Below are 24,544 nucleotides of genomic sequence, written 5' to 3' on the forward strand. Positions count from 1 at the left end.
TCGAAGCCTGGCCAAAACCTCTTTCGGAAAAGATTTAGCGGATAGCCCGGTCCGCGGCGGCGTAGATGCCCAAATTATTATTTTTCAATATGCACAGATAAACTTTGATCATGTGTAAAGGTGCTTTATTTTATTTTTTTAGCTTGTATAATAATTTTTGCTACTTCGATTGTAGTAAAGAGAAAATAATGCCTTAATTCTTTTGTTTTGTAATTTCGGGGTTGTGAAACCTGTTGTGATGTATTTTAAAATTCATTATTCAATTATATTGGTAAATTTGTTTTAGCAATAGTTTAAATCATGACGGAATTATTAGATGTAATAGATAGCTTTCAAGAACTGGATTCGGAAACGGAGCAAGCGGTAAGAAAGTATTTTATCGAAGAAAAATTTCAAAAGGGCGAATTTATAATTACTGAGGACAAAATATGTTCTAAAATTTATTTTATCAAATCGGGTTTGGTTCGTAGGTTTTACCTGGAAGATGGTGTAGAAGTTACAAAATGGATTTATACCGATAATCAATTTATTACGTCGTTGAGTAGTTTTTTTGAACAGAAACCTTCGTTCGAAAATTTTCAGGCTTCTGAAGAGACTATTTTATATTCTTTGTCCTATGACGATGAACAAATTTTATTGGAATATCCTTTATTTTCTAAGTTCCATATTAAGCTGTTACGTTTTTATCTGTCTAAATTAAATGAGTTTCATCATTTCTATGCATCGATGAATGCTCAGGAAAAGTATTTGTATTTGCTAAACACATTACCTCAAATTATTTTAAAAGCTAAGTTGAAGGATATTGCCTCTTTAATTGGGGTAAGTCCGGAGACTCTGAGCAGAATCAGAACTCAAATTAATTGACTTTAGATCAATAAATAAGATTTATTTCTTTGCAACATTTGTATTCTATACAAAATAAAATAAATTGAAGAATATTGTGATTGGGCAAAAGGCTATAATTGGAAAGAATGTACACATTGGAAATTTTACAACTATCGAAAATGATGTCGTAATTGGAGATAATACCTGGATTGGTAATAATGTGAACATTTTGAATGGTACAAGGATTGGGGAAAATTGTGAAATACATGCGGGAGCTGTTTTAGGTGGAAATCCGCAAGACTTGAAATACAAAGGAGAATATACTTTACTTCAGATTGGGAACAATACGATTATTAGAGAATTTGTAACGATCAACAAAGGAACGGCATCAAAAGGTAAAACTATTATTGGTTGCGACAATTTAATTATGGCGAATACGCACATTGGTCACGATTGTTGTATTGGTAATAATTGTGTTATTGGATTTAATGTTGGAATGGCCGGAGAAGTTATCGTTGGTGATTGGGGTAATATAAGTGGCTTGACAGCAATACATCAGTTCTCAATTATTGGGCAACATTCTATGATTAGCGGAATGAGCCGTATTGTAAAAGATGTTCCTCCTTATGTTTTAGCATCACGGGAGCCTTTGTCTTATTGTGGTTTAAATATAGTTGGATTGAAAAGAAGAAGCTTTGAAAATGAAAAGATTAATGAGTTAAAAGATATTTATCGTATTATTTTTCTGGAGAAACGCAATACAACTAATGCTTTACATCTGATAGAACAAAATTTTAAACAGAGTATAGAACGTGATATCATTTTAACTTTTATTAGACAGTCAACCAGAGGAATTATAAAAGGAACAGTTGAATAAAAAAGCTTCATTAATATTAAATGAAGCTTTTACGAGATCTTGTGGAATTATTTTACTTTATAAACTTCAATTGATTTTATTATACGTATTTATTTGTTTTTTTATTCAGATATAAAATACCATTCATATTCTTTTGTCATTTTGGCTAATAGAAGGATCAAAATGACTACATCTCAGATAACACTTCTTCAGACTTTTGCTTTATAATTTTAAAACAATAAAAAAAATGCAAAAGACAATTTTTATTACAGGAGCTTCATCTGGTTTAGGAAAATCAACAGCAAAATTATTTCAGAGTAAGGGTTGGCGCGTAATTGGGACAATGCGCAATCCTGAAAATGAAACGGAATTAAATAAACTCAAAGATGTAATTCTACTTCCTTTGGATGTAAGCAATCAGGATCAGATAATTTCGGTTATTGAAAAAGTGAACCATTTATATTCTGTAGATGTTGTGATGAATAATGCAGGATATGGTTTAATTGGGGTATTGGAATCTTTAGATGATGAACAAATTCAACGTCAGATAACAACAAATTTATTGGGTGTTATAAGAGTTTCTAAAGCTTTTACTTCTCACTTTCGTGAAAGAAGGAGCGGTATGTTTATCAATATTACTTCTACTTTTGGATTGATAGGATTTCCAATGTGTTCTGTTTACAGCGCTACAAAATTTGCTATCGATGGTTTTTCCGAAAGTATGGCTTACGAACTGGCTCAGTTTGGGATTCAAGTTAAAGTTATTGCGCCAGGCGGAATGCAGACTGATTTTGCTGTTCGATCTATGGAGACAGGACAACATGATGCTTATGAAAAATTAACAGCCGAAGTAAGTAAAGGTTACAGTCCCGAAAAAATAAGCAATTATACTAAGGTAGAAGACATTGCTGAAATTGTCTATCAATCGGCTACAGATAATAAAAATCAATTGCGATATGTTGCAGGTAATGATGCAAATCAATTGTATGATGAACGACTAAAATTGGGAAGTGAAACTCAGGTTCAGAATATTAAAACAATGTTTACTTTTTAAATTTTAAATGAAAATGAAAAATCAGGCTATAGAACTAACTACCTTTAGATTAAATAACTGTACTATCGATCAATTCATCGTGGCCAATAAAGTGGTTGATGCATTTTTAAAGCGACAAAAAGGATTTGTGTCGAGAAGTATTTTTGAATTAAAAAAAGGTATTGTACACGACCTGCTTGTATGGAGAAATGCTGAAGACGGTACAAATGCTATGCACAAATTAATGACCGAACTCAGCGATTCTATTGTGCATGACTTAATTGATCAAAACACTGTGAGTTGGAATATTACGCCTGTAGAACATTTTGTGAATTTGGGAAAGTAAAAACCTTAAAAGTAGAGCAGTAATAAAAACAGCAACAATGAAAAATCAGCCTAAAATATTCCATACAATATCTGAACTGCATGTTGCTATGGGGCAGCCTAAGCCAATGCATCCGCTTATTAGTATTCTGAATTACGGAGAAGCCATTTTTGATCCTAAGGATTTTGAACAGGGAATTATTTTGGATTTTTATAAAATTTCTTTTAAAACTAACTTCTCAGGAAAATTACGATATGGTCAGGGTTTTTATGATTTTGAAGAAGGAGGAATGTCTTTTGTTTCTCCAGGACAAATCTTGAGAATGCAGGATGAAGAAGCGGATTATAGTGGAATGTCATTGCATATTCATCCCGATTTTATTCGTCCGTATGCTTTAAATAATACTATTAAAAAATATGGCTTTTTTAATTATTCGGCATCTGAAGCTTTGTATTTATCAGAGCGGGAAAAGCAAACAATCTTAGGAGTTTTTGCTTCTATACAAAATGAGCTTAAGGAACGTATAGATAATTTTAGTCAGGATGTTATCCTATCTCAGATAGAGCTTTTGCTTAATTATAGTAATCGTTTTTACAATAGGCAGTTTATTACGCGCAAAGCAGTGAATCATGATGTATTGGCTAAATTAGAAAATGAAATAAATGATTATTTTGATCAGGAGAAAACATTGATAAAGGGCGTGCTGACCGTACAGTTTTTGGCGGAGCAATTGAATCTTTCACCAAGATATCTGAGCGATTTGTTACGCAATCTTTGTGGTCAAAATACACAACAGTTTATTCATGATAAATTAATTGAAAAAGCAAAAGAATATATTGCAAACGGGACTTATTCAGTTGCAGAAATTGGATATAAATTAGGATTCGAACATCCGCAATCGTTCAATAAATTATTTAAAAAGAAGACCAGCTTAAGTCCTGTCGCATTCAAAGAATCATTCAACAAAAATTAAACTATGGCATCGATAAATTTTGAACAATTAAAAGAACGTTCTTTAAAAATAAGACAACGTTATCACGAACTGGAACTGAATCATCATGGAAGTGAATGGACTGTAGAAGAAGATGCATTGGCTTTTTTAACAGATGCCGGCTTGGTAGGACGCCATGTAATGTCGCAACAAGGCAGATGGCCAAAAGAAAATACAGAGAAAGAACTTAAACATAAAATAGGAGAATCTATCTGGTGGTTGGCCATTTTAGCCGAAAGGATGAATATAAATATAGAAGAAGCAACAGAAGAGTTTTTAAGTAAAACCGAAAATTTATTTGAGAAATAATATTTAGGATTTTATTTTTTTTGCCAAATGACAAATTCTTCCCTAATAACTTTGACTAACTTGCAACTATGGAACAGTTTATAGAATATATATTGCAATTTGGGAATTTAAATTCCCAACAAATCGACTTGGTTTTAAATAAAGCTACAGCATTAGAATTAAAAAAAGAGGAATATTTTTCTGAAGCCGGAAAAGTTGCACAGCAAGTAGGTTTTGTTTTAAATGGTATTGTTAGGGTTTGTTATTATAATAATAAGGGAGAAGAAATTACGAAGTACTTTATTGATGAAAATAATCTTGTAGTGGATTTGGAAAGTTTTGAAAATGAAATTGCTTCGACAGCGTATGTACAGGCAATTACAGATACTACCATTGTGGTTTTTTCTAAAAAAGACTGGAAAGAACTTTCTAATACTATCGTGAGATGGGACGCAATAGTGCATAAAGTTATTTCGAGAGCGTTAATGCAGAAAGTAGAAAGAAGAAGTCCGCAAATTTCAGAAGATGCGACTACACGTTATTTAAAATTTTTAGAAATCTATCCCAATGTTGTCAATCGTGTTCCGTTATCTTATGTTGCTTCCTATTTAGGTGTTACTCAATCCTCATTAAGCAGAATAAGAAAAAATATAAGTTAAATTGCTTTTTGTCAAATGGCAAATGATTTTATTTTTAAAGGAATGACCTTTGCTTCAATAATTTAAAACAAGAAAAAAATGAATTCAGTATTAATTACAGGAGCAAATAGAAGCATTGGTTTAGAACTGGTAAAAGAGTTTTCTAAAAAAGGATTATTTGTTTATTTAGGAACCCGTGATCTTGAAAAAGGGCAGGCGGTAGTAAAAGAATTAAGCGAAAGCGGATTTGAAAATATCAAACCCATTGAAATTGATGTTACGAAACCGGACACCATTTTAGCGGCGAAAAACATTGTCGAAAGTGAGCAAGGAAAATTGGATATTCTGATCAACAACGCAGGAATCAGCGGGGAGTTTCCGCAAAGTGCTTTAGATACATCGATTAAAGACATTCAAAATGTATTTGATACTAATTTTTTTGGTGTTATCAGTGTTACTCAAGCATTTTTGGAATTTCTTAAAAAATCGGAAAGTCCAAGAATAAGTAATATTACCTCGGGACTAGGATCTCTGACCTTGCATAGCGATCCAGCGTGGAAATATTATAATTTTAAAGCAGCAAGTTATGTTACATCAAAAGCAGCTTTGAACGCCTATACTATTGCATTGGCGTATGAGTTGAGAGAATTCCCTTTTAAAGTAAATGCAATTGATCCGGGTTATACGGCTACAGATTTTAATCATCATAGTGGTCCGGGTTCAGTAGAAAGTGCTGCGGCTTTTATTATCAAACATACTTTTACAGATGAAAATGCGCCTACAGGACAATTTTTTAGTAATGATATAGAAGATGAAACCGGAATAAGCCCGTGGTAAAATATTTCAAAATTAGAGTACAGATTCAAATGGAGTTTAAATCTGTACTCTAATAAAATACACTTTAGATGAAAAATTTATCAGTCTTACTGTTTTTTAGTTTGAATCTATACTTTTTACATCAATAATTTCTTTTATATAAACAGGCTTTCCTGTTGCCGAAAAACCTTCTAATACTACTTCAAATTTACCGGAAACATCCGATGTGTAAAATTGAATATTTGAGTTAATTGCACTTAAATCAGCATTTGGCAGCCATAAAAGTTGATGTCTATAGTCAGGAATTCTTGTATTTTTATCTTGAGTATAATCAGGTTGGAAATATCTTTTTGTATCTACTGGTCTTAAAAGCTGAGGCTTTATTATGTAGCTTCCACTAAGTTTTGTTTCATAATCACCTTTCTTTGTTGTAAAGAAAAGTAATCCGTTAAATGACTTTGCTTCATAGTAGTAAAGACCTTTTACAACATTTACGCTATAGAGATTTTTAGGATTGTATGTAAAAAAATCATTCAAATTTTCAAGTATCAATCCGTCAACAACGACTAATGGAGGTATTGTTGAGTTGAAAGTTTGATTATGATCGTAAACCAGTAAACTATAATTATCTTTCTCTTTTCTAAAAACTACACTAGTTATAATTTCGGTAACGGTTTCTTCCATTGTTGGAAATCTGGTAAAATCATCAAATTTATATTCGATAGTTGAAGTGCCAAAAAATGGAACAAATTTATCATTATTAATTATGCTATCCTTTTTTGTATTATAATATGCATTTTCTATCTGACTTGAAATTAATCTTTCAGTAATGTTTTTATTTGATTCTGAATTTAATTGAAGAGCAGGAAATACTAGCGAAGAAAAGTCCGTTTCCTTAGGTTCGTCAATTTCGATACTATAATTTTCTTTATTGTCTCCAAGTAATTGAATTACGATATTGGGGTTTGTATTTGCTTTTTCTAAATTAAAAGTAAATCGCCCTTGTTCATCTGTTTTAGCTATTTTTAAATCATAATTTTTTCCAACAATCGATAAAGCTACTTTTTGGTTATTTATTTCACCTAAATTAGATTTTATTCTTCCCTTAATAATTTCTCCTCTTAATTCCGGAAGAATAAAATCAGAAGAAATAATATTGTTAGGATTTTTGTTTTGATTTATTAACTTATAATCGTTAAATAACGCTTTCTGAACAGAAAAACCATCTGATTTTCTTACAGATATTGTATAATTTCCTTTTAAAAAATCGTCATTAGAAGTTTTAACGCTTAATTCAACTTTCTGACGATTCGCTAATATCTTATTATTAAAATTAAATGAAATATTGCTGTTAGTTGCTGGTTCTGAAATTAATACTTGACTTTGATTTGTTGTTTGTGCGCTAATTTCTTTATAAGGATTTACTATATAAATATCAGTGATAAAATAATTTTCAATATTTTTATTTAAGATCCAGTTAGTATATCCTATTATTTTATAAGTACCAGTTTCTAAAGTGGTAGGAATAAAAAAATCACCATTTCCAGTTCCGTTTTTAAGAAATATCTTTTGTGTTGTAATGGTTTTTTTATTGCTGTCAATAAGTTTAAAATACGCAACTTTGCTATACTTAGTTGGTAAATTTGTTGTTTTATTTAGGCAGGAAATGTTATATAATAAAGTTTCTCCAGTTAAAAATGAGTTACTATTGGTACTTATATAAACAGTTTCGTTAAGATTTGTATCAACTTCATTCAGTTCAATTGAAGAATTATTATTTTGAGCAAAGATTATTTGCTTGCAGCTCAATAATAATACTAGGACTAATATATGTTTTAATCTATCCAAAATAATGGTTTTATATTTGATGAAAAAGATGTGCAATCTCCGCATGCAACAGGATACAATATGTAGATTGTTGGTTTGCTTGGGTAGTAGATTTTGCTGTTTGTACTAATGAAATCAAGAATTTCATTGCCTCTACAAAGAAAAGCAGGATCTTCATTAAAGCAATAGTTATAAAAGTAAAGGTCAGGTGCTTCTTTAACAATTTGACTTTCATCAGGGCAGTGATACTGATATTCCGGAATTTTTTCTTTAGGAAAAATATCTATAAAATTAAAAAACAGTCTTTTTTCTGAATATGAACTTACATCAAAAAATCCAATGACCTTTTCTCGTGGATTATCAACAGATTTAATATTTCCTGCGAAAAACCCCGGTTGCGTTTGTGAGAGTAAGCTTCCGGAACTTGATATACTTTTTAATGTTTCGTAGTACGTATACGAAGCAAGGCTTTGAACATACTGTTTTACAAGAATACTGTATCTGTTTCTAATATAATTATCTGTACTGCTAATAAATCTTACAGGGAAATTTACCACCTTGTCTGAAGATAAATTATTCGTACTTGTTAAAAGTATAGTGTTTGATTTTTGACTTGAGAAACAAACTCTGGCTTCTGTGGTTCTTTCCACAAAAATGATTTCACCTTTAGGTTTAGATCCTGCAGGAAACATGTTGGCAACAGCTTTCTGTGGAAACCATTTCGGAGCAATAATTTTAGATGTTTCTTCGTATTCGTATCTGTAGTATTTAGATGTATTTGTTGGATCGGTACTATTTACAGTTATTTCTACGCCCAAAATATTATTTTTGGTTACTGCTTTGGCCTCAACACTTTCAAGTGGCGTTTGCGTAGTTAATTTTTCAGTAGTGGAAACATATGATTTTCCATTTTTGGTTAGAACATGCAATTGATATTGTCTTTCCGGACTTGCCTGAAATTGTGTTGCAGAAATATATGAGCTGTCACCTTCTTCAAATTCATATCTGTTGTTTGCGTCATCAGTCACATATACAACAGCTTCAGTTTCAAATTTAGGAGTACTTTCTTCAAGAGTATATGTTCTTGATATTTTTATTTCCTGAAACTTGTATTCATTCGTGATGGTTGCTTCAATAACAATAACATCTTCAAAGCCATTGGCCTGATAGTTATACGGAGTTGTGCATCCAAAAACTGATGCAAGCAGTATCGTTATAAGAAATCTATAGTAGAAGATTTTTTTCATAACTCTTTAAAATTTAAAATTATAAGTAATAGTTGGTATTGGAACTGCAAAAATTGACGTTTTGTAGGCTTTAACTTTTCCGTCCTCTGTTACAAAAAAGACAGAGTATGGATTGTTTCTTCCTAACACATTATAAATTGAAATATTCCAAAAACTATGTGCTAATTTTTTTATTTTATGATTCCCTTCAATGTTTAAGCCAATGTCCAGTCTATAGTAATCAGGTATTCTGTATTTGTTTCGGTCACTATATAATGTGTATTCTATCCCATTGTAATCGTATTTACCAATAGGGTAAGTTACTGGTCTTCCGGTTTGATATACAAAATTAGATGAAAAACTATATCTATGAGTAAATTTATAATTCATCACAATGCTAACATCGTGGGGTTTATCAAAATTTGAAGGAAAAAATTCTCCGTTATTTACTTTTTCATCATAAAACTGACTGTTTAGTTTTATTAAAGATCTTGAATATGTGTAGCCAATCCATCCATTAAGCTTGCCGTTTGGCTTCTTTAGTAAAAATTCTACTCCATAAGATTTTCCGTCTCCTTGAAGTAATTCGGTTTCTAAATCCTGGTTTAATATAATATTTGCACCAACCTTATAATCTAATATGTTTTTAGATGTTTTATAATATCCTTCTAAACTTAATTCGATATCATGGTTTTCTAATTTTTTAAAGAGACCTAATGAGTACTGTATTCCACTTTCTGGTTTTACGTTTAAATCAGATAATTTCCAGGTATCTGTTGGAGCTTGAGTAGAGTTGTTTGACAATAGGTGGATATATTGAAAGTTTTTATCGAAACCTGCTTTAATAAAAAATGAAGGATCAAAAATATAACGTAATCCAATTCTGGGCTCAAAACCTCCTGAAGTATTTATGACTTCATTATTGCCATAAGTTCTCTCTTCAATAACTGTAGATGGAGTTAAAGGTACGTTTTCCTGATATATTTTTTGAGTTGATCTTCCTAAAGCAGCATACAATGAATATCTTGCGCCAACATCAAGTAATAATTTCTCGGTAATTTGAAATTTATCTGAGAAATATGCTGCAGATTCTAATCCTTTTTCGTCATCAACTTTTATTGGGGTTATCAAAGAAAACGATCCATTTGGTGTCATTTCTCCAGGATTAACCTTGTAAAGTTTAGTTTGAATTCCATAAGTAAATTTATGTTTTGCGTTGTATGAAGTGTTAAATTTTATACTAGCCTGAGTTTCGTTTATCTTATATTTAAAAAGAAAAGATTCCGGATTGGTTGAATTGTAATTAATACTAAAGTTATATTCACTGTTACTTACATTAAATTCGGTGTTCGTTTTTTCACTGAAATTATGCTTCCATTTCAAAGAAATAAGTCTGTTACTGTATTTATATAAAGAATCAGGTGTTATATTATAAGCATCTCTACTATAATAGGCAGTTCCCTCAACTGAATTGTTTTGATTTATTTTATGATTGTATTTTGCAAATAGATCATAAAAAGAAGCCTGGCTGTTTTTAAGATTTTCATCATCTAAAGATTTAAGAATCCAGTCAGAATAAGTTGCTCTTCCTCCAACCAATAAACTTGCTTTTCCTTTTACAACAGGAATTGAAGCGGTTAAATTACTCGTTACAGGTCCAATTCCACCTTCTCCAGAGATTTTGTCTACATTTCCATTTTTAGAAGTAATGTCAAATACAGACGATAGTCTTCCTCCAAATTCAGATGGAATACCACCTTTATAGATGTCTACTTTATTTATAGTATAAGGATTAATAGATGAAAAGAATCCAAATAGGTGAGTAGGATTATAAAGAGTTGCATTGTCTAAAAGAAGTAGATTTTGATCTTCTTTTCCTCCACGAACACTAAATCCTGATGAGCCTTCTCCTGCTGTTTTTATTCCTGGAATTGTTAGAGCGACTTTTAAAATGTCACGTTCACCAAGAACAAGCGGAATGTTTTTTAAACCTTCTGCTTCTAATGTTGTAACTCCAGTAATTGCTGTTCTAATATTTTGGCTGTTTTTGCCTTTTACTACAACTTCATTCAGCTGGTTTATTTTTTCGATAATAGAAAAATCTAAAGTTCCATTGCTGTAAATCATTATTTTTCTCGAAGTATTTTTATAGATTAACGATTCAACTTCAATAGTATTTATACCAGTAGGAAGTTTTAAACTATAAAAACCTGCAGCATCAGTTGTCGCAATGATTTTTGTGTTTTTTACTTTTACCGTTACATCAGCAAGAGGTTTATTATCCTTTAGGTCTGTTATAATACCAGATAAAGTATAAAAATCTACTTCAGTTTCTTCTACTTGCTCTTTACCAATTAATGCAATGTGATTATCTTTTGCATTTGGCTCATTTTTACCAATTGAGTCATATTGCTGAAAGAATACAGGAGTTTGTATGTTTCTGGAATCAGCCGCGCCTTTTACAGGGTATTTATTATAAATAACACTGTTTTTAGTAAAGATGATTTTATTTTTATCCACAAAAAAATTAAGATCTGTGTCCTTGAATATTTTAAACAATATTTCGTCTATTGTTTTATTTTGGAAGTTGCCAGAAATTAAAACAGTATTATCAAACCACTCTTCTTGAAAGTAAAATTTGTAATTTGTCGAAGCCTCAATTTTTTTTAAAACTTCGATTTGATTAATGTTGCTGTAATTAATATTAATAGTTGGTTTTGAGTCTTGTGAATACATTAACTGATTTAAACCAAAAAAAAGTAAAATAATAGTAAAAATTCTCATTTAATTATTTTCTAGAAATTAAAAATTGTTAATGTATTTTATTAGATTTTTCATAAATAAAACCTGATTGGTCTTTCTTAAATCCTTATTCATAAGAAAGAAATCATTTATTTTTCTTTTTTGATCAGGATATAATTTTATGATTTCTTTTTTATCATTAATTAAGGTAAGTTTATTATCTTTTAATAGTAAATAGTCATTATGAGATTTATAATCGACGAAAACAGAATAGTCTTTTATGACATCTTTTTTCTCCTTATTATATTTTATGTATAAAACATCATTATTTCCAACTATAATTTCTTCATAATAACCAGATTTAAAGTTGGTAGATGTTTGCTTTATATTGATGAAATTTTCATTGTCAATTTTAAAAGAATCAACTTTTTCTTTAATAAGATTGATTTGTATGTTTGGTGATTCAATGTAAGGTCTAGCTATTAGCTGATCATTAAAAAGATCATATTTTAAGTCTAAATTAAAGTAGCTTTGACCTTCATAAATAATACTGCCATTTTTGAATTCGGTAGTATTATAATAACGATGCGAATCATTTATTGTTCTGTCAAAATTTAAATGTCCGGTCCCATTATTGTAATTCAGAGATTCTTTACCTAAATTTTTGTCGAACCAATTGTAAGTTAAAACTTCATTATTATTTTGGCTGAAAATTTTTGGAGTGTTTAGGAATAATCCAAATAGAAATATATAAAGAAGTTCTTTTTGAAGTTTTTTCAAAAGATTAAATATTAAAGGTTTTGGTTTCGTTTTTGGTTTTGGTTTTCAAAAATATTAAAAAATATTAGAAAAAACCTATAAATATTTTAAATTTCGTTAAATAATATTAAAAAGCAAACGTGTAATGTTTACAATTTTAACAAAAGTGAAAAATAAGAATAAACAGAGGTTAGCCCTTGGTGAAAAAATAGAAAAGTCTTTAAATTTTAAAAACCTCCAAAGTCAATGACTCTGGAGGTTTCGTTTTTATTTCTTCCTTCTTAAGGAAATAATGGTTTGAAGAATGACAGAAGTCATCACGAAAAATAATCCAAGGTAAAATGATTTGCTCATTTCCTTGCCTTCATTAAAAAATACAAATGCTAAAATTATCGCATAAATAGGTTCTAGGTTAAAGGTAAGATTGGTTGTAAAGGCAGGTATTTTTTTTAATGCCTCGGCAAACAAAACATAGAGGCCAACGGTACAAAATAATGACAGCAATATCAGATAAAAAAAGTCGCTTCCGTTAGGGATTAAACTTTCAACAGGAAAAAAGATCAAATAAAAAGGCATTAAAATTCCTAAACAAATTGTTCCGCCAATCATTTGATAATAATTGATGACTTTACTGTCGTAGGTTTTTACCAAACGCTCATTGTAAATGGTGTACAAAGCGGCAAATGCAGATGAAACGCAGCCTAATAAAATTCCGGTATGATAAGAACTATCAAAATGGAAAATCAGACTGATGCCAAATAATGTGATGACACTAAAGATTAATTGAGAAAAAACGAGTTTGTTTTTATTGATCAAGGGTTCGAAAATCGCCGTAAAAAAGCTGGTAAGGCAATAACAAACTACTCCAATAGAAATACTTGAATATTTTATACTGGCATAAAAAAATGCCCAATGAATGGCTATAAAAAAACCGATTTTAGCAATATTTAATTTTTCCCGAATATTGATTTGAACCAATGTTTTGGTCAATTGGATAAGAAAAAATAAAATAATGGCAGAAAAGAAGGTTCTATACCAAACTAAAAGTCCTTCATTAAGAGAAATGAGTTTACCGAAAATACCGGTAAAACCCGAAAGTAGTACAGCTAAGTGTAACTTTAGATATGAATTTTTCATGAAAAGTGTCTGCTCGAAACCGAACAAGATTTAATTAATTACTAGTTAAATATGAAATACACAGAAACAGTTGATATGCTATCAACTTGTAACTTCATCTCATTTTAGAAAGAAATTAAACTCTTGGCGGAGGAAGACAACCTTTTCTATTCATTGTTTTTATTTTTTCAAATGTATGAAAATTTGAGTGATACTCTAAATTTGACTACGTTTTTTTTATATAATAATAGACGTTAAGAGGAGAAATTTTATATTGGAAGTAAAAAGAAATTAATCACCAATAATTTTTTTTCGATGCTCTATGCCCCAATCTGTCAAATTATTAATAATTGTCTGCAGTGTTTTTCCGTGATCTGTTAGTGTATATTGAACAGTGATAGGTTGCGTTTCTAAAACAGATCTTTTAATCAGTTTATTTACTTCCAATTCTTTTAATTCCTTGCTTAGCATTTTATTCGAAATGCCAATAACATCATTCAATATATCAGAAAATCTTCTTTTGTTATAATAGCAGATAGAAGAAATAATAGCAATTTTCCATTTTCCACTCAAAACATCCATTGAGTCCTGGACAGCCATCATCTCTTTTTTGTGTTGCTCTTTTTCGGGTACTGTGCATTCCATAAGGTTACTTTGTTACTTCAAGGTTACTGTTACTTTTAGTTACAAAGTTACTAAAATAAATTAAACTGCTATAAATTTGCATCAGTAACATTATAAAAAACATTAAAAATGAATAAATTAAAAAACAAAGTAGCAGTAATTACAGGTGCTTCAAAAGGAATCGGCGCTTCTATTGCTAAATATTTTGCAGCCGAAGGTGCAAAAGTGGTAGTAAATTATGCATCAAGTAAAGAAGATGCGGATAAAGTAGTAAAAGAGATTACAGATAATGGCGGAGATGCAATTGCAGTGCAAGGTGATGTCTCAAAAGAATCAGACGTAACAAGAATTTTTGAGGAAACAAAAAAAGCTTTCGGTACTTTGGATATTTTGGTAAACAATGCGGGTATTTATCAATATGCACCAATTGAAGAGTTTTCAGCCCAATCTTTCCACTCGCAGTTTAATATTAACGTTTTAGGATCATTGCTTTCTATTCAGGCTGCTTTAAAATCATTTGGTGAAAAAGGTGGGAATATTATCAATGTTAGTTCGGGAGCAAGTAATACGCCTCTTCCAACAGGATCTGTATATTCAGCAACTAAAGCAGCTCTGGATGCCATTACAATTTCATTATCTAAGGAATTTAGCGGAAGAAACATCCGCATCAATTCTATTTTGCCTGGGATTGTAGAAACAGAAGGTTCACGTAGCGCAGGTTTTATTGGTAGTGATGCCGAAACAAAATTTGTTGCCACTACGCCGCTTGGTCGTACCGGACAACCTGAAGATATTGCCAAAGTAGCGGTATTTCTTGCTTCTGAAGATGCAGGTTGGATTACAGGTGAAAAAATTTCTGTTTCAGGGGGTATTTACGGTCTTTAATTTCATCGATTAAAAAATTAAAAAGAAACAAAATGAGCAAATTAAAAAATAAAGTAACAGTAGTTACAGGCGGTAATAGTGGGATTGGATTTGGCATAGCAGAAGCATTCAAAAAAGAAGGAGCCGTTGGTACTATTACAGGAAGAAATGAGAAAACATTAAACGATGCTGTAGCGATTCTGGGTTCAGATTTTATTAGCATTCCAGGCGATGTTACGAATAGTAATGACTTGGAAAATACATTCAAAAAGACCTTTGATAAATTTGGTGAAATTGATGTATTAGTAGTAAATGCGGGAGGTGCTATAGATGGTGTAGAAATGGGAACCATAGAGAATGCTACAGAAGAAAGTTATGACAGCTATATGAATTTGAATCTGAAAAGTGCCTATTTCACGGTGCAAAAATCACTGCCGTATTTGAATGATGGTGCATCCATTATATTGATCGGATCAAGTGCGGCTCATCGTGCAGCACCAGGTATGGCTATTTACTCAGCAGCAAAAGCAGCTATTATATCATTGGCTAAAGGTTTGTCTTTGGATTTGTTATCAAGAAAAATACGCGTCAATGCACTTTCACCTGGTTCTATTGATACACCTGTTTTTGGAAAAATCGTGCCAGAGGAACATGTAGAGCAAGTAAAACAAATGTGGATCGATATCACACCTGTAGGCAGACAAGGACTTCCTTCTGATATTGGAAAAGCCGCTGTATTCCTGGCATCTGATGATTCAGCTTTTATAGTAGGCACCGAAATCTTATCTGATGGCGGTTTGACAAATATTAGCCTGATGAAATAATTATCATACAACTATAAATGATTAATCTAACGAATTGATCTTAATGTAGGGCTACAATATTAAATAGCAAATTTCAACCTAAACCCTCCGAAATCAAATGACTTTGGAGGGTTTTGATTTGTAAACCAATTAGGAATAGCTTATTAATTGTAGTAAAATGTTATATTCGTTAAAGTGTTTAAAAAACTGAAACTTTTGACATTTTTTTAATAATATTATTTATTGAAAAGCTTAAACTTTTCCAAAAACAAAAAACTAGGAGATATTGCTTTAAAAAACAATAAATTGAGAACTATTCAATTTCCTGATGTGATGAATATTGAGCATTCAAGTCTATCGAAAGATTTATTAGAAGATAAAACGATAAGCCGCCTAATGCAGATGGGTTTAGTTTTTGAAGAATAATTTGCAACAATATTTGCTTAAAAGTATTCCAATGCGCAAGCAACTAAAAAGTTGTATTTGTGTTGTAGCTTAGAATAGTAAAAAATACAGTATAACATTAAAAACATAAATTATGAAAAACAAAATTTACTGCATGACATTATTATTTATTAGTACCTTAATAATTTCCTGTTCTTCAGATGAAAGTTTGAGTTATAAAAACGATTTTCAAAGCAGTCAGGCTACGTGGTTTAATTTTAAAGAATCTTCGAAAAATTCATATAAATATGTTGTTGTGGGAGGTTCTGTATTTGCAACGTACAGCTGGCAAACTACAATAACAGTATCTAATGGAAAAATCATATCCAGAAATTTTAAATATATTGGTAATACAGCCAATATTCCGGCAGAACAATTAGAGTGGACAGAGAATGAAAGCGAAATAAATAGTCATCAAAATTCAGGTGCTGCCGCTGCTTTAACATTAGACGAAATCTACGCAAAAGCGAAAGATGAATGGCTAGTGAAACGAAAAAATGTAACGAATTATTTTGAAGCAAAAAATGATGGACTAATATCGCAATGCGGATATGTCGAAAAAGGCTGTATGGATGATTGCTTTGTTGGGATTACCATAAAAAGCATTGAACGTTTATAAGTTGAAGAGATTAAGATTTTTTATTGCTGATGTAAATGAGTTAATCGACGTTTAGTATAATAGAGGAAATGTAATTATGAAAATTAGATTTTTAATTTTGCTTTTGGTTATTTATAGTTGCGAAACTAAAACAGAAAAAAGTATTTCGAAAAAAACGAAAATAGAAAAACCTATTACGGATAAAATAGAAATATATAACAGAAAATTTTTTGTGGGGGATCTTGATAATGATAAAATTAATGATACGGCATTTGTAAATTATAAATGGAATGTAATAACAAGTGAAATTGAATGCGGAAGAAATAGTTGTGATATAGATATTGAATTTAAAGATAATATTCCTAAAATAAGTTTTGCTCAAAGTTTAGGGATCTTTGTAGTGAAAACTGAAGATGTTAATAATGACAAGGCAAACGAAATAATAGTTTTTTCAAGGACAAATGAAGGTTGGTGGAATAATATTTCAATCTGGTCATTTAAAAATAGAATCTGGCATATGATCGCAAAAACTAATGCATTCATATCAGAAGACAAGGATTTTGAAAATCGGATAATTAAAGAAAAAGGGAAATATTATTTAATTGGCCAAGATAAATGGGAAGAAGATGAAAACGGAAATTTTAAAATAATAAAAGTGAAATTGAGTAATTGATTAATAAGAACTGCAACTATATTTTTTCTCAATTTTAAGAGTTCATTTATTGCGGCATTATATTTGTCTTGCGTGAAGAAGCTAACAAGCTTTAAACAACAATTAATAATTCTTTAATCAAATGGAAAATAAAATTATTATCCCAAAACCCTGCAGTCAAAATTGGAATTCAATGATACCAAATAAAGAGGGCAGATTTTGTAATTCTTGTAGTAAAACAGTAATTGATTTTACGAAAATGGAGAATATTGAAATTAAAAATTATTTGATTGAAAACTCAGGAAAAGAAAGTATTTGTGGCCATTTTAAGTTTGATCAAATTAAGAATGACAATAGTTTCAAATATGATAACTTGAGAAATAGAGTGAGCAGAATTAGGATTAAACCAATTAAGAAATTAGTCTTGTTTTCCTTGAGTCTTCTTTTTTCTTTATCAAGCTGTATGGGAAAAGCAGTAATAGATGGAGAGCCAGCAGTAATCGATAATGATACAATTAGTGATAATGAAATCATTAATAAAGAAAAGGATACACTAAAACCGAATGATTCCATAAAAAGTGAAATTATTCAGGTAAAAGAGAAAAAATAACAAAGCTTTGAGAATTTTGTGTTTTTACTAAATTTAGTATATTTCTAGATTTCTTCTTATTCAGATTATCTAATCTTTTTGCCTAATCCCCAAACTTTGCGTTTGATCCCAAAATTAAGGGATCACAGATGGACGCAGAAAAGTGAAGTTTTTTCGAACCATAAAAAACCTCTAAAATCAAAAGACTTTAGAGGTTGCTTAAAATTGGTGGGCGATGAGGGGTTCGAACCCCCGACCCCCTCGGTGTAAACGAGGTGCTCTGAACCAGCTGAGCTAATCGCCCTATTTTACTAGGTTGCTATCGTTTGTGATTGCGAGTGCAAATATAAGGCACTTTTTCAGTTCTGCAAACAAAACCCGCTAAAAATTTAAAGTTTTTTTAAAGTTTTTTCTATCTCGTTGTAATTGAATTTATTATAAAAGAAGTTTTTTTAGTCTTTTTCAGACAATTTAAAATTCCGTTAGTTTAATGGCAATTCGGCAACAACAAAAGTGCTTCCGCCAACATAGATAAAATCATTTTCTGTGGCGTTTTGCTTCGCAGCAGTGAAAGCTTCGGCTACAGAATCGTATTTCTCTCCTAATAAATCATGTTTTTTAGCCGCTTCTTTCAGGATTTCAGTGTCTAAACCTCTCGACGAATCAGGCCTGCAGAAATAGTAGTGTCCATTTTTAGGAAAAAGAGGCAAAATAGCATCCAGGTCTTTGTCGTTTACAACTCCCAAAACAATATGTAAACGATCAAAAGTTTCTTTTTGAATCTGATTCATCACAACCGCCAAACCATGTTTGTTATGTGCCGTGTCGCAAATGATTTTCGGATTTTCGCCCAATTGCTGCCATCTTCCTTGTAAGCCCGTATTTTTTACCACCTTCAATAAACCAGATTTCAGACTTTCATCAGAAACCTTAAATTCATTTTGAGAATTCAAAACAGCAATAGTTTCCTGAACCGTTTTCTTATTATGAAATTGGTAATCCCCAATTAAATCCGAAGGGAAAACTTCAGCAATTAAATCAGCAGCAAAATATATAGTCGCTTTGTTTTCTTCGGCTTTAGCCAAAAATACAGGCTGAGTTTCATTCGTATATTCACCAATAACAACAGGAACATTAGGTTTAATAATTCCGGCCTTTTCACCAGCAATTGCTGACGGAGTATTGCCTAAAAATTGAGTATGATCTAAATCGATGTTCGTAATAACCGAAACCAAAGGCGTGATAATATTAGTAGCGTCTAATCTTCCGCCAAGACCCACTTCGATAATTGCAATATCTGTTTTCTCAGAAGCAAAATAATCAAAAGCCAAACCAACCGACATTTCGAAAAAACTCATATCATTCGCTTCAAAAAAATCCTTGTGTTTGGCGACAAATTCACAAACAAAATCTTCCGAAATTTCTTCACCATTTATTTTAATTCTCTCCCTGAAATCCTTTAAGTGAGGCGAAGTATACAAACCCACTTTATATCCCGCTTCCTGTAAAACCGAGGCCAGCATATGCGAAGTCGATCCCTTGCCGTTTGTTCCTGCAACATGAATGCATTTTAACCTGTTTTGAGGGTTATCAAGATGCGTTGCCAATAGTTTAATATTGGTCAAATCCTCCTTATATGCAGAGGCGCCCTGAAGTTGATACATCGGGAGTTGATTAAACATCCAATTCGTAGTTTCCTGATAGTTCATGTATTTTGGATAAAATAGTTGTCGATTGAAATAATTTTCGTTTTTTTTAGTTTTATATTACAGCGAAAATTATCTTTATTGCAAATTTCAAATATTTTTTAGAATTAATTATTAAAAACCAGAATTAATATATGTTTAGTTTTATTCAATTACAAACAGACACCATTGCAAACGCCGCATCAAAAGTAGTTATCGAAAAAATTGCACCAAATACCGAAATCTCAGTTTTAGGATTTATCTTAAAAGGAGGTTTTTTCCTAATCCCAATTGCCCTATTATTATTCTACACCTTTTACGTTATTATAGAACGTTATCTATATATAAGTAAAGCCTCTAAAATCGATGCACGATTAATGCAGGATGTAGGAGACAAACTAAATGCCGGTAATATAGAATTGGCAAGAACAATTGTAGAAAGAAGCAATACCGCTGCAGGAAATATTCTAAAAGAAGGAGTTCTCGTAATCGGAAGACCAATTGCAGAAATAGAATCAAACATGGACCGTGCTGCCGATATCGAAATTGGAGAAATGGAAAGACGTTTGGGGCATCTGGGACTTATCGCCGGTATCGCACCAACTTTAGGATTTATCGGGACCATTTCCGGAGTTATCAAAATCTTCTACAGCATCTCAGTTACAGAAAACATTAGTATCGGAAACATTTCCGGAGGATTATACGAAAAAATGATCAGTTCAGGTTCAGGATTAATCGTAGGTATTATTGCCTATAGTGCTTACCATTTACTAAACGGAAAAATTGATGATTTTGCTTTAAAAATCCAAAAACAAATATTAGAATTTGTAAATATAATTCAAAGAGCATAAGGTATGTCTATTAAGAGAAAAAGAAGATTTCATGCCGAAGTGGCGACTTCATCATTAAGTGATATTATGTTTTTCCTGCTGTTGTTTTTCCTTATTATCTCAACACTTGCAAACCCTAATGTTATAAAAATGACTTTGCCTAAAGCGAAATCAAATGAAAAAACAAATAAGCAACTGATCAGTTTATCAGTTACCGAAGATAAAAAGTTCTACATCGACAAAGAACCCGTAGATTTTGAAAATCTCGAAACGAGTCTGATGTCAAAAATAGGAGCAGACAAGGAGCAAACCGTTGTAGTTAGAATTCCGTTTAATCTGCAAGTACAGGATTTAGTCGACGTACTGCAAATAGGAGTAAAGAACAATTTGAAGTTTGTAATTGCTACAAGTCCCAAGTAAAATGATCATTTGGGCGTGACCACAATAAAAAAATGGGCCAATCAGCATCACGTTGATTTGCCCATTTTTTTATTGCGTTCGGGCTATCAGCACTACTTCGGTAGCCAGCTTCTATCCCTTACGCGGAAGAAAAGAGAATAGAAGAAAGAGAATAGAAAAGAGAATAGAAGAAAGAAAATAGAAAAAAGATTAAAGAAAAAGTAGTAGAGTATGTGATTGTAAGGATTTCTCCTGCGTCGAGATTACATAAAAGCGAATAAAAAAGGCTTTCTGAAATATTCAGAAAGCCTTTTTTATATATTCGAAATCCAGCAATTAGTGTAAATCAGTGCAATTCATGTTTCTTAATCCAAACTAAAATTATAAATAATCTTACCCACTTGTTTGGCAGCCGCATCAGAATCTGGTTCCCATTTTGTATTCATGGCAGCAATCTTCGCCTGATCAAGTAAACATCTTGCTGTATTTGTAGTACCTTTTATTCCCGGAGTTGCACTAATCGTTTTTCCGTTTTGATCGACTGTAATTTCAACGACAACCCTTCCTTCTTCATTGCAGGTATATTTTGGTGCCGGTTTCGATAATGCTTTTCGAGTTCCTAACGAGTATCCTGAGCCACCGCCAGAACCACCGCCGCTTCCGGCTCCGTAACCGCTTCCTGTACCAACTCCATTTCCTGTGCCGTTTCCACCGCCAGTTCCGCCACCGGAACCTCCGGCGCCATAATATCCGTTAGAACCTAAGCTTCCGTTAGCTTTTCCTTTATTTCCTGCTGCTTTATCGTCGCCATCGCCACCTTTGTTCGATCCTTTTAAAATACTTGATAAAGCATCGTTTGTAGAATTAGAAACTTTTGGTTTTTCAGGAACAGGTTTCGCTTGCGGTTTTACAACTGGAGTAGCTTTTTTAGGTTTTTCCTTTGCCGGAATTATTACATCATTCACATCGTCTTTTGTATTCTCCTGTGTTATGATCGCTTCGTCTGGAGTTGCTTTTGCAGGAGCTTGTTTAACGTTGTTTTTTATGTTTAAAACTTCACTCTTATAATTCGCTCCTGATCCTAAATCACTATCTCCAAAATTAACCGTCACGCCGCCACCGCCACCGCCTGAAGCAAGTGCTGCATTGTTCTCCGGATTATAAGGAGGCCAAAAACGAATGAAAAATAAAAGCAGCAACAAAACAGCATAAATAGCTGTAGATATTAATAGCGATTTCTTTTTATCTGAAGAATCTGTAAAAGTCATTTTGATTCTGAGTTTTGTAATAGTATATAATAAAAACGTTTAAAAGTAGTAAAAATTGTTTAAAATCAAAGAGCTGCAGCTATTTTGTAATGAGTTGTTTTCTCTCGCAGATTTGGAAGATTTAGCAGGTCAATTTTTGAAAATATACTATTTATTGATTCTTCAAAAGAAAAAATCTGCTCAATCTGCCAAATCTGCGAGAAAACTTTATTACACAGCTTGAAAATCTTTTTAATCTTAATAATCTATGGCATAAAAAAAACGAGCAAAATAATTTAGCTCGTTTTAAAATAAAAGTATAAAGAAAATTATACTAATTGTTTCAATGCAATTTCGAAAGCCGTTGCACTAATATTTGTTTTTGATGGATTTAAAGCATGAGCTTTTACAATCGCATTTTTTATAATTTCAGAAGTATCATTAAAAATAGCCTCATCTGTCATTTGAACTTTCTTCTCCATAAAATAAGCAAAAACTCTTGCCATTCCGCAGTTCGAAATAAAATCAGGAATCAAACTTACTTTATGATCTACTTCTTCCATGATCGAACCAAAGAAAATTTCCTTGTCAGCAAAAGGAACATTCGCACCACAAGAAATTACTTCTAGTCCATTTGCGATCAGGCTGTCAATTTGGGTTTGTTGTACCAATCTTGATGCAGCGCAAGGCGTGAAAATTTCAGCACCAATGGTCCATATTTTTGAGTTGATTTCTTCAAACGGAATCATATTGTCGGCCACTAATTTGTTTCCGTCTTTATTCAGGAATAAAGTTCTTATTTCTTCAAAAGAAAAACCTTCCTCTTTGATCAATCCACCATCACGGTCAATAATCCCGATAACTTTTGCACCCATTTCAGCAAGGTAAAAAGCAGCTGCAGAACCAACATTTCCAAAACCTTGTACGATTGCTTTTTTACCTTTTATGTCTCCGCCGTATGTCGCGTAGAAATGACGAACCGCTTCGGCAACGCCATAACCTGTAATCATATCGGCAACAGTATATTTTCTGGTTACATCCGGAGAGAATTTAGGGTTTTCGATAACCTTAATTACACCCTGACGTAATTGACCAATTCTATTGATTTTATCTGCTTCGGTTGGTTTAAAATGTCCGTTAAAAACACCTTCCTGCGGATGCCATACACCACATTCTTCTGTCATTGGGATTACTTCGTGAATTTCATCTACATTCAAATCTCCACCAGTTCCGTAATAACTTTTTAATAAAGGAGAAACCGCTTTGTACCAACGTTGTAACACCCCTTTTTTACGAGGATCATTCGGGTCAAAATTGATTCCTGATTTGGCTCCTCCAATAGCAGGTCCCGAAACCGAAAATTTCACTTCCATTGTTTTGGCCAATGATAAAACTTCATTCATATCTAAGCCTTTTCTCATTCTTGTTCCTCCACCTGCAGCTCCTCCGCGAAGTGAATTAATAACAGTCCAACCTTCAGCTTCAGTTTCAGAATCTTTCCAGTTAAAAACAATTTCAGGCTCTTTATTTTCAAATTGCTGTAATAAATCTTTCATTTTGTTGAGATATGTTTAGTTTGCGTAAAAGTATAAAATAGAATAATGCGAATAATGTATTCTGTTGCAATTTTAACAAACAAAAAAAAGAAAGCCGAAAACAATGCGTTTTCGGCTTTCATATTCTGTAAAATTTAGTAGAATTTTTATATTCCCAGTAAATGTTTTTTTAGTGTTTCGTCTACTGGTTTATTAGAAAGCCAGATTCCGAACAATGCTTTTTTGAAATCGAATCCGGGAACCTTTCCTTTCAAAACTTCATTTTTATAAACATTTATAGTTTGATCAAGCGGATTGTAACCTAAAACAAAAACATCTTTTTCTTTAATAGGATCACTTAGCAGTTTTTTAAAATCTTCTATTCTTGGTCGTAATTCTTCAAGATTACTTCCTGCCGATTTTTCGAAACCGGTATTCATTGCTTTGGTTAATTTGTTTGAAGAAACCATAGATGATGTAATCTCAATTCGAATTGCCATCTCAGTATCACTATCAATAATAAATTGAGGATCCTGACTTAATTGAGATAAATACAATGCCTGAACATAAACTTCGAGCCACATTTTAGATCTTCCTCCGGCTCCGTTAAGCTGTAAAGATTTGTTTTGAAATTCAATTTTTCTTGGAACTGTAACGCCATTTACTTCGAGTTGAGTTTGGGCAGAAACGGTAGAAAATTGTATGCTTAAAAGGAGAGTAAGGAGTAGTAAAATCTTTTTCATGTTCTGTCAATTTTATAATTTTTAGGCAAAAATAATGTTAATTTATCAATTAAACGTCGTTTATTCGTGAGTTTTTTTCTTGGGGTAGT

The 24,544-nt window shown here is 31.8% G+C and carries 26 protein-coding genes and 1 tRNA gene; 16 read left to right on the plus strand and 11 right to left on the minus strand.

Translation table 11 applies throughout. The annotated features are described in order from the left end of the window. Positions 1–300: 300 nt before the first annotated feature. The 8 genes from IRZ78_RS13630 (at position 301) to IRZ78_RS13665 (ending at position 5,793) form a co-directional block, all read left to right on the plus strand. Positions 301–864 (plus strand): Crp/Fnr family transcriptional regulator, encoded by a 564-nt coding sequence (locus tag IRZ78_RS13630; RefSeq protein ID WP_194617084.1) that lies wholly within the window; start codon positions 301–303, stop codon positions 862–864. 64 nt (positions 865–928) lie between these two features. Then, a complete protein-coding gene (gene lpxA / locus IRZ78_RS13635; protein ID WP_194617085.1) occupies positions 929–1,702 on the plus strand; it encodes an acyl-ACP--UDP-N-acetylglucosamine O-acyltransferase in 774 nt (257 codons plus the stop codon). 226 nt (positions 1,703–1,928) lie between these two features. Further along, the gene (locus tag IRZ78_RS13640) at positions 1,929–2,735 is read left to right on the plus strand and encodes an SDR family oxidoreductase (protein ID WP_194617086.1); all 807 of its coding nucleotides are present in this window, start codon (positions 1,929–1,931) and stop codon (positions 2,733–2,735) included. A gap of 13 nt (positions 2,736–2,748) precedes the next feature. Continuing rightward, positions 2,749–3,060: a hypothetical protein gene (locus IRZ78_RS13645; protein WP_194617087.1), complete on the plus strand. Its 312-nt coding sequence runs from the start codon at positions 2,749–2,751 to the stop codon at positions 3,058–3,060. A 37-nt stretch (positions 3,061–3,097) separates the two neighbouring features. Next, a complete protein-coding gene (locus IRZ78_RS13650; protein ID WP_194617088.1) occupies positions 3,098–4,012 on the plus strand; it encodes a helix-turn-helix domain-containing protein in 915 nt (304 codons plus the stop codon). Positions 4,013–4,015: 3 nt separating this feature from the next. Next, complete coding sequence (locus tag IRZ78_RS13655) at positions 4,016–4,339, plus strand: MazG-like protein (protein ID WP_194617089.1); 324 nt, start codon at positions 4,016–4,018, stop codon at positions 4,337–4,339. A 68-nt stretch (positions 4,340–4,407) separates the two neighbouring features. Then, on the plus strand, positions 4,408–4,977 hold the full coding sequence (locus IRZ78_RS13660; RefSeq protein WP_194617090.1) for a Crp/Fnr family transcriptional regulator: 570 nt from the start codon (positions 4,408–4,410) through the stop codon (positions 4,975–4,977). A gap of 78 nt (positions 4,978–5,055) precedes the next feature. Further along, entirely contained in the window at positions 5,056–5,793 is a 738-nt protein-coding gene (locus IRZ78_RS13665; protein WP_194617091.1) for an SDR family NAD(P)-dependent oxidoreductase, read from the plus strand. Positions 5,794–5,889: 96 nt separating this feature from the next. On the opposite strand, the gene IRZ78_RS13670 is transcribed toward IRZ78_RS13665, so the two are convergent. The 6 genes from IRZ78_RS13670 to IRZ78_RS13695 form a co-directional block, all read right to left on the minus strand. After that, positions 5,890–7,620 carry a hypothetical protein gene (locus IRZ78_RS13670; protein ID WP_194617092.1) on the minus strand — a complete coding sequence of 577 codons (1,731 nt, stop codon included), beginning with the start codon at positions 7,618–7,620 and terminating at the stop codon, positions 5,890–5,892. Next, on the minus strand, positions 7,608–8,846 hold the full coding sequence (locus tag IRZ78_RS13675) for a DUF4249 domain-containing protein (protein ID WP_194617093.1): 1,239 nt from the start codon (positions 8,844–8,846) through the stop codon (positions 7,608–7,610). Before IRZ78_RS13675 ends, IRZ78_RS13670 begins: the two co-directional genes overlap by 13 nt. A 6-nt stretch (positions 8,847–8,852) precedes the next feature. Further along, positions 8,853–11,561, minus strand: a complete 2,709-nt coding sequence (locus IRZ78_RS13680) for a TonB-dependent receptor (protein WP_228520482.1) — start codon at positions 11,559–11,561, stop codon at positions 8,853–8,855. A gap of 66 nt (positions 11,562–11,627) precedes the next feature. Further along, complete coding sequence (locus tag IRZ78_RS13685) at positions 11,628–12,347, minus strand: hypothetical protein (protein ID WP_194617095.1); 720 nt, start codon at positions 12,345–12,347, stop codon at positions 11,628–11,630. A 246-nt stretch (positions 12,348–12,593) separates the two neighbouring features. Next, positions 12,594–13,463 carry a DMT family transporter gene (locus IRZ78_RS13690; protein ID WP_194617096.1) on the minus strand — a complete coding sequence of 290 codons (870 nt, stop codon included), beginning with the start codon at positions 13,461–13,463 and terminating at the stop codon, positions 12,594–12,596. Positions 13,464–13,733: 270 nt separating this feature from the next. Next, the gene (locus tag IRZ78_RS13695; RefSeq protein ID WP_194617097.1) at positions 13,734–14,087 is read right to left on the minus strand and encodes a helix-turn-helix domain-containing protein; all 354 of its coding nucleotides are present in this window, start codon (positions 14,085–14,087) and stop codon (positions 13,734–13,736) included. 108 nt (positions 14,088–14,195) lie between these two features. Between IRZ78_RS13695 and IRZ78_RS13700 the strand changes: the two genes are divergently transcribed. The 6 genes from IRZ78_RS13700 (at position 14,196) to IRZ78_RS13725 (ending at position 18,037) form a co-directional block, all read left to right on the plus strand. After that, entirely contained in the window at positions 14,196–14,951 is a 756-nt protein-coding gene (locus IRZ78_RS13700; RefSeq protein WP_194617098.1) for a glucose 1-dehydrogenase, read from the plus strand. A 32-nt stretch (positions 14,952–14,983) separates the two neighbouring features. After that, positions 14,984–15,754 (plus strand): SDR family oxidoreductase, encoded by a 771-nt coding sequence (locus IRZ78_RS13705; protein WP_194617099.1) that lies wholly within the window; start codon positions 14,984–14,986, stop codon positions 15,752–15,754. A 222-nt stretch (positions 15,755–15,976) separates the two neighbouring features. Next, positions 15,977–16,159, plus strand: coding sequence for a hypothetical protein (locus tag IRZ78_RS13710; protein WP_194617100.1), 183 nt, complete (start codon positions 15,977–15,979; stop codon positions 16,157–16,159). A 112-nt stretch (positions 16,160–16,271) separates the two neighbouring features. Beyond that, positions 16,272–16,796 (plus strand): hypothetical protein, encoded by a 525-nt coding sequence (locus tag IRZ78_RS13715; RefSeq protein WP_228520483.1) that lies wholly within the window; start codon positions 16,272–16,274, stop codon positions 16,794–16,796. A 76-nt stretch (positions 16,797–16,872) separates the two neighbouring features. Then, on the plus strand, positions 16,873–17,448 hold the full coding sequence (locus IRZ78_RS13720; RefSeq protein WP_194617101.1) for a hypothetical protein: 576 nt from the start codon (positions 16,873–16,875) through the stop codon (positions 17,446–17,448). A gap of 121 nt (positions 17,449–17,569) precedes the next feature. After that, positions 17,570–18,037: a hypothetical protein gene (locus IRZ78_RS13725; RefSeq protein ID WP_194617102.1), complete on the plus strand. Its 468-nt coding sequence runs from the start codon at positions 17,570–17,572 to the stop codon at positions 18,035–18,037. Between the two features lie 205 nt (positions 18,038–18,242). Here the strand turns inward: IRZ78_RS13725 and IRZ78_RS13730 are convergent. After that, positions 18,243–18,320: transfer RNA gene (locus IRZ78_RS13730), tRNA-Val, on the minus strand. A 178-nt stretch (positions 18,321–18,498) separates the two neighbouring features. Continuing rightward, a complete protein-coding gene (locus IRZ78_RS13735) occupies positions 18,499–19,725 on the minus strand; it encodes a folylpolyglutamate synthase/dihydrofolate synthase family protein (protein ID WP_194617103.1) in 1,227 nt (408 codons plus the stop codon). Positions 19,726–19,856: 131 nt separating this feature from the next. On the opposite strand from IRZ78_RS13735, the gene IRZ78_RS13740 reads away from it, so the two are divergent. Beyond that, on the plus strand, positions 19,857–20,552 hold the full coding sequence (locus IRZ78_RS13740; protein WP_194617104.1) for a MotA/TolQ/ExbB proton channel family protein: 696 nt from the start codon (positions 19,857–19,859) through the stop codon (positions 20,550–20,552). Positions 20,553–20,555: 3 nt separating this feature from the next. Continuing rightward, positions 20,556–20,951 (plus strand): biopolymer transporter ExbD, encoded by a 396-nt coding sequence (locus IRZ78_RS13745; protein WP_026983008.1) that lies wholly within the window; start codon positions 20,556–20,558, stop codon positions 20,949–20,951. Positions 20,952–21,295: 344 nt separating this feature from the next. Here the strand turns inward: IRZ78_RS13745 and IRZ78_RS13750 are convergent, their stop codons facing one another. The 3 genes from IRZ78_RS13750 to IRZ78_RS13760 form a co-directional block, all read right to left on the minus strand. Beyond that, complete coding sequence (locus IRZ78_RS13750; protein ID WP_194617105.1) at positions 21,296–22,198, minus strand: energy transducer TonB; 903 nt, start codon at positions 22,196–22,198, stop codon at positions 21,296–21,298. 308 nt (positions 22,199–22,506) lie between these two features. Next, on the minus strand, positions 22,507–23,733 hold the full coding sequence (locus tag IRZ78_RS13755) for a Glu/Leu/Phe/Val dehydrogenase dimerization domain-containing protein (RefSeq protein ID WP_194617106.1): 1,227 nt from the start codon (positions 23,731–23,733) through the stop codon (positions 22,507–22,509). A 146-nt stretch (positions 23,734–23,879) separates the two neighbouring features. Next, the gene (locus tag IRZ78_RS13760; RefSeq protein WP_194617107.1) at positions 23,880–24,455 is read right to left on the minus strand and encodes a chalcone isomerase family protein; all 576 of its coding nucleotides are present in this window, start codon (positions 24,453–24,455) and stop codon (positions 23,880–23,882) included. Positions 24,456–24,544: the final 89 nt, after the last annotated feature.

It is taken from the genome of Flavobacterium sp. CSZ (assembly GCF_015350725.1).
In the GTDB taxonomy this organism is placed as follows: domain Bacteria; phylum Bacteroidota; class Bacteroidia; order Flavobacteriales; family Flavobacteriaceae; genus Flavobacterium.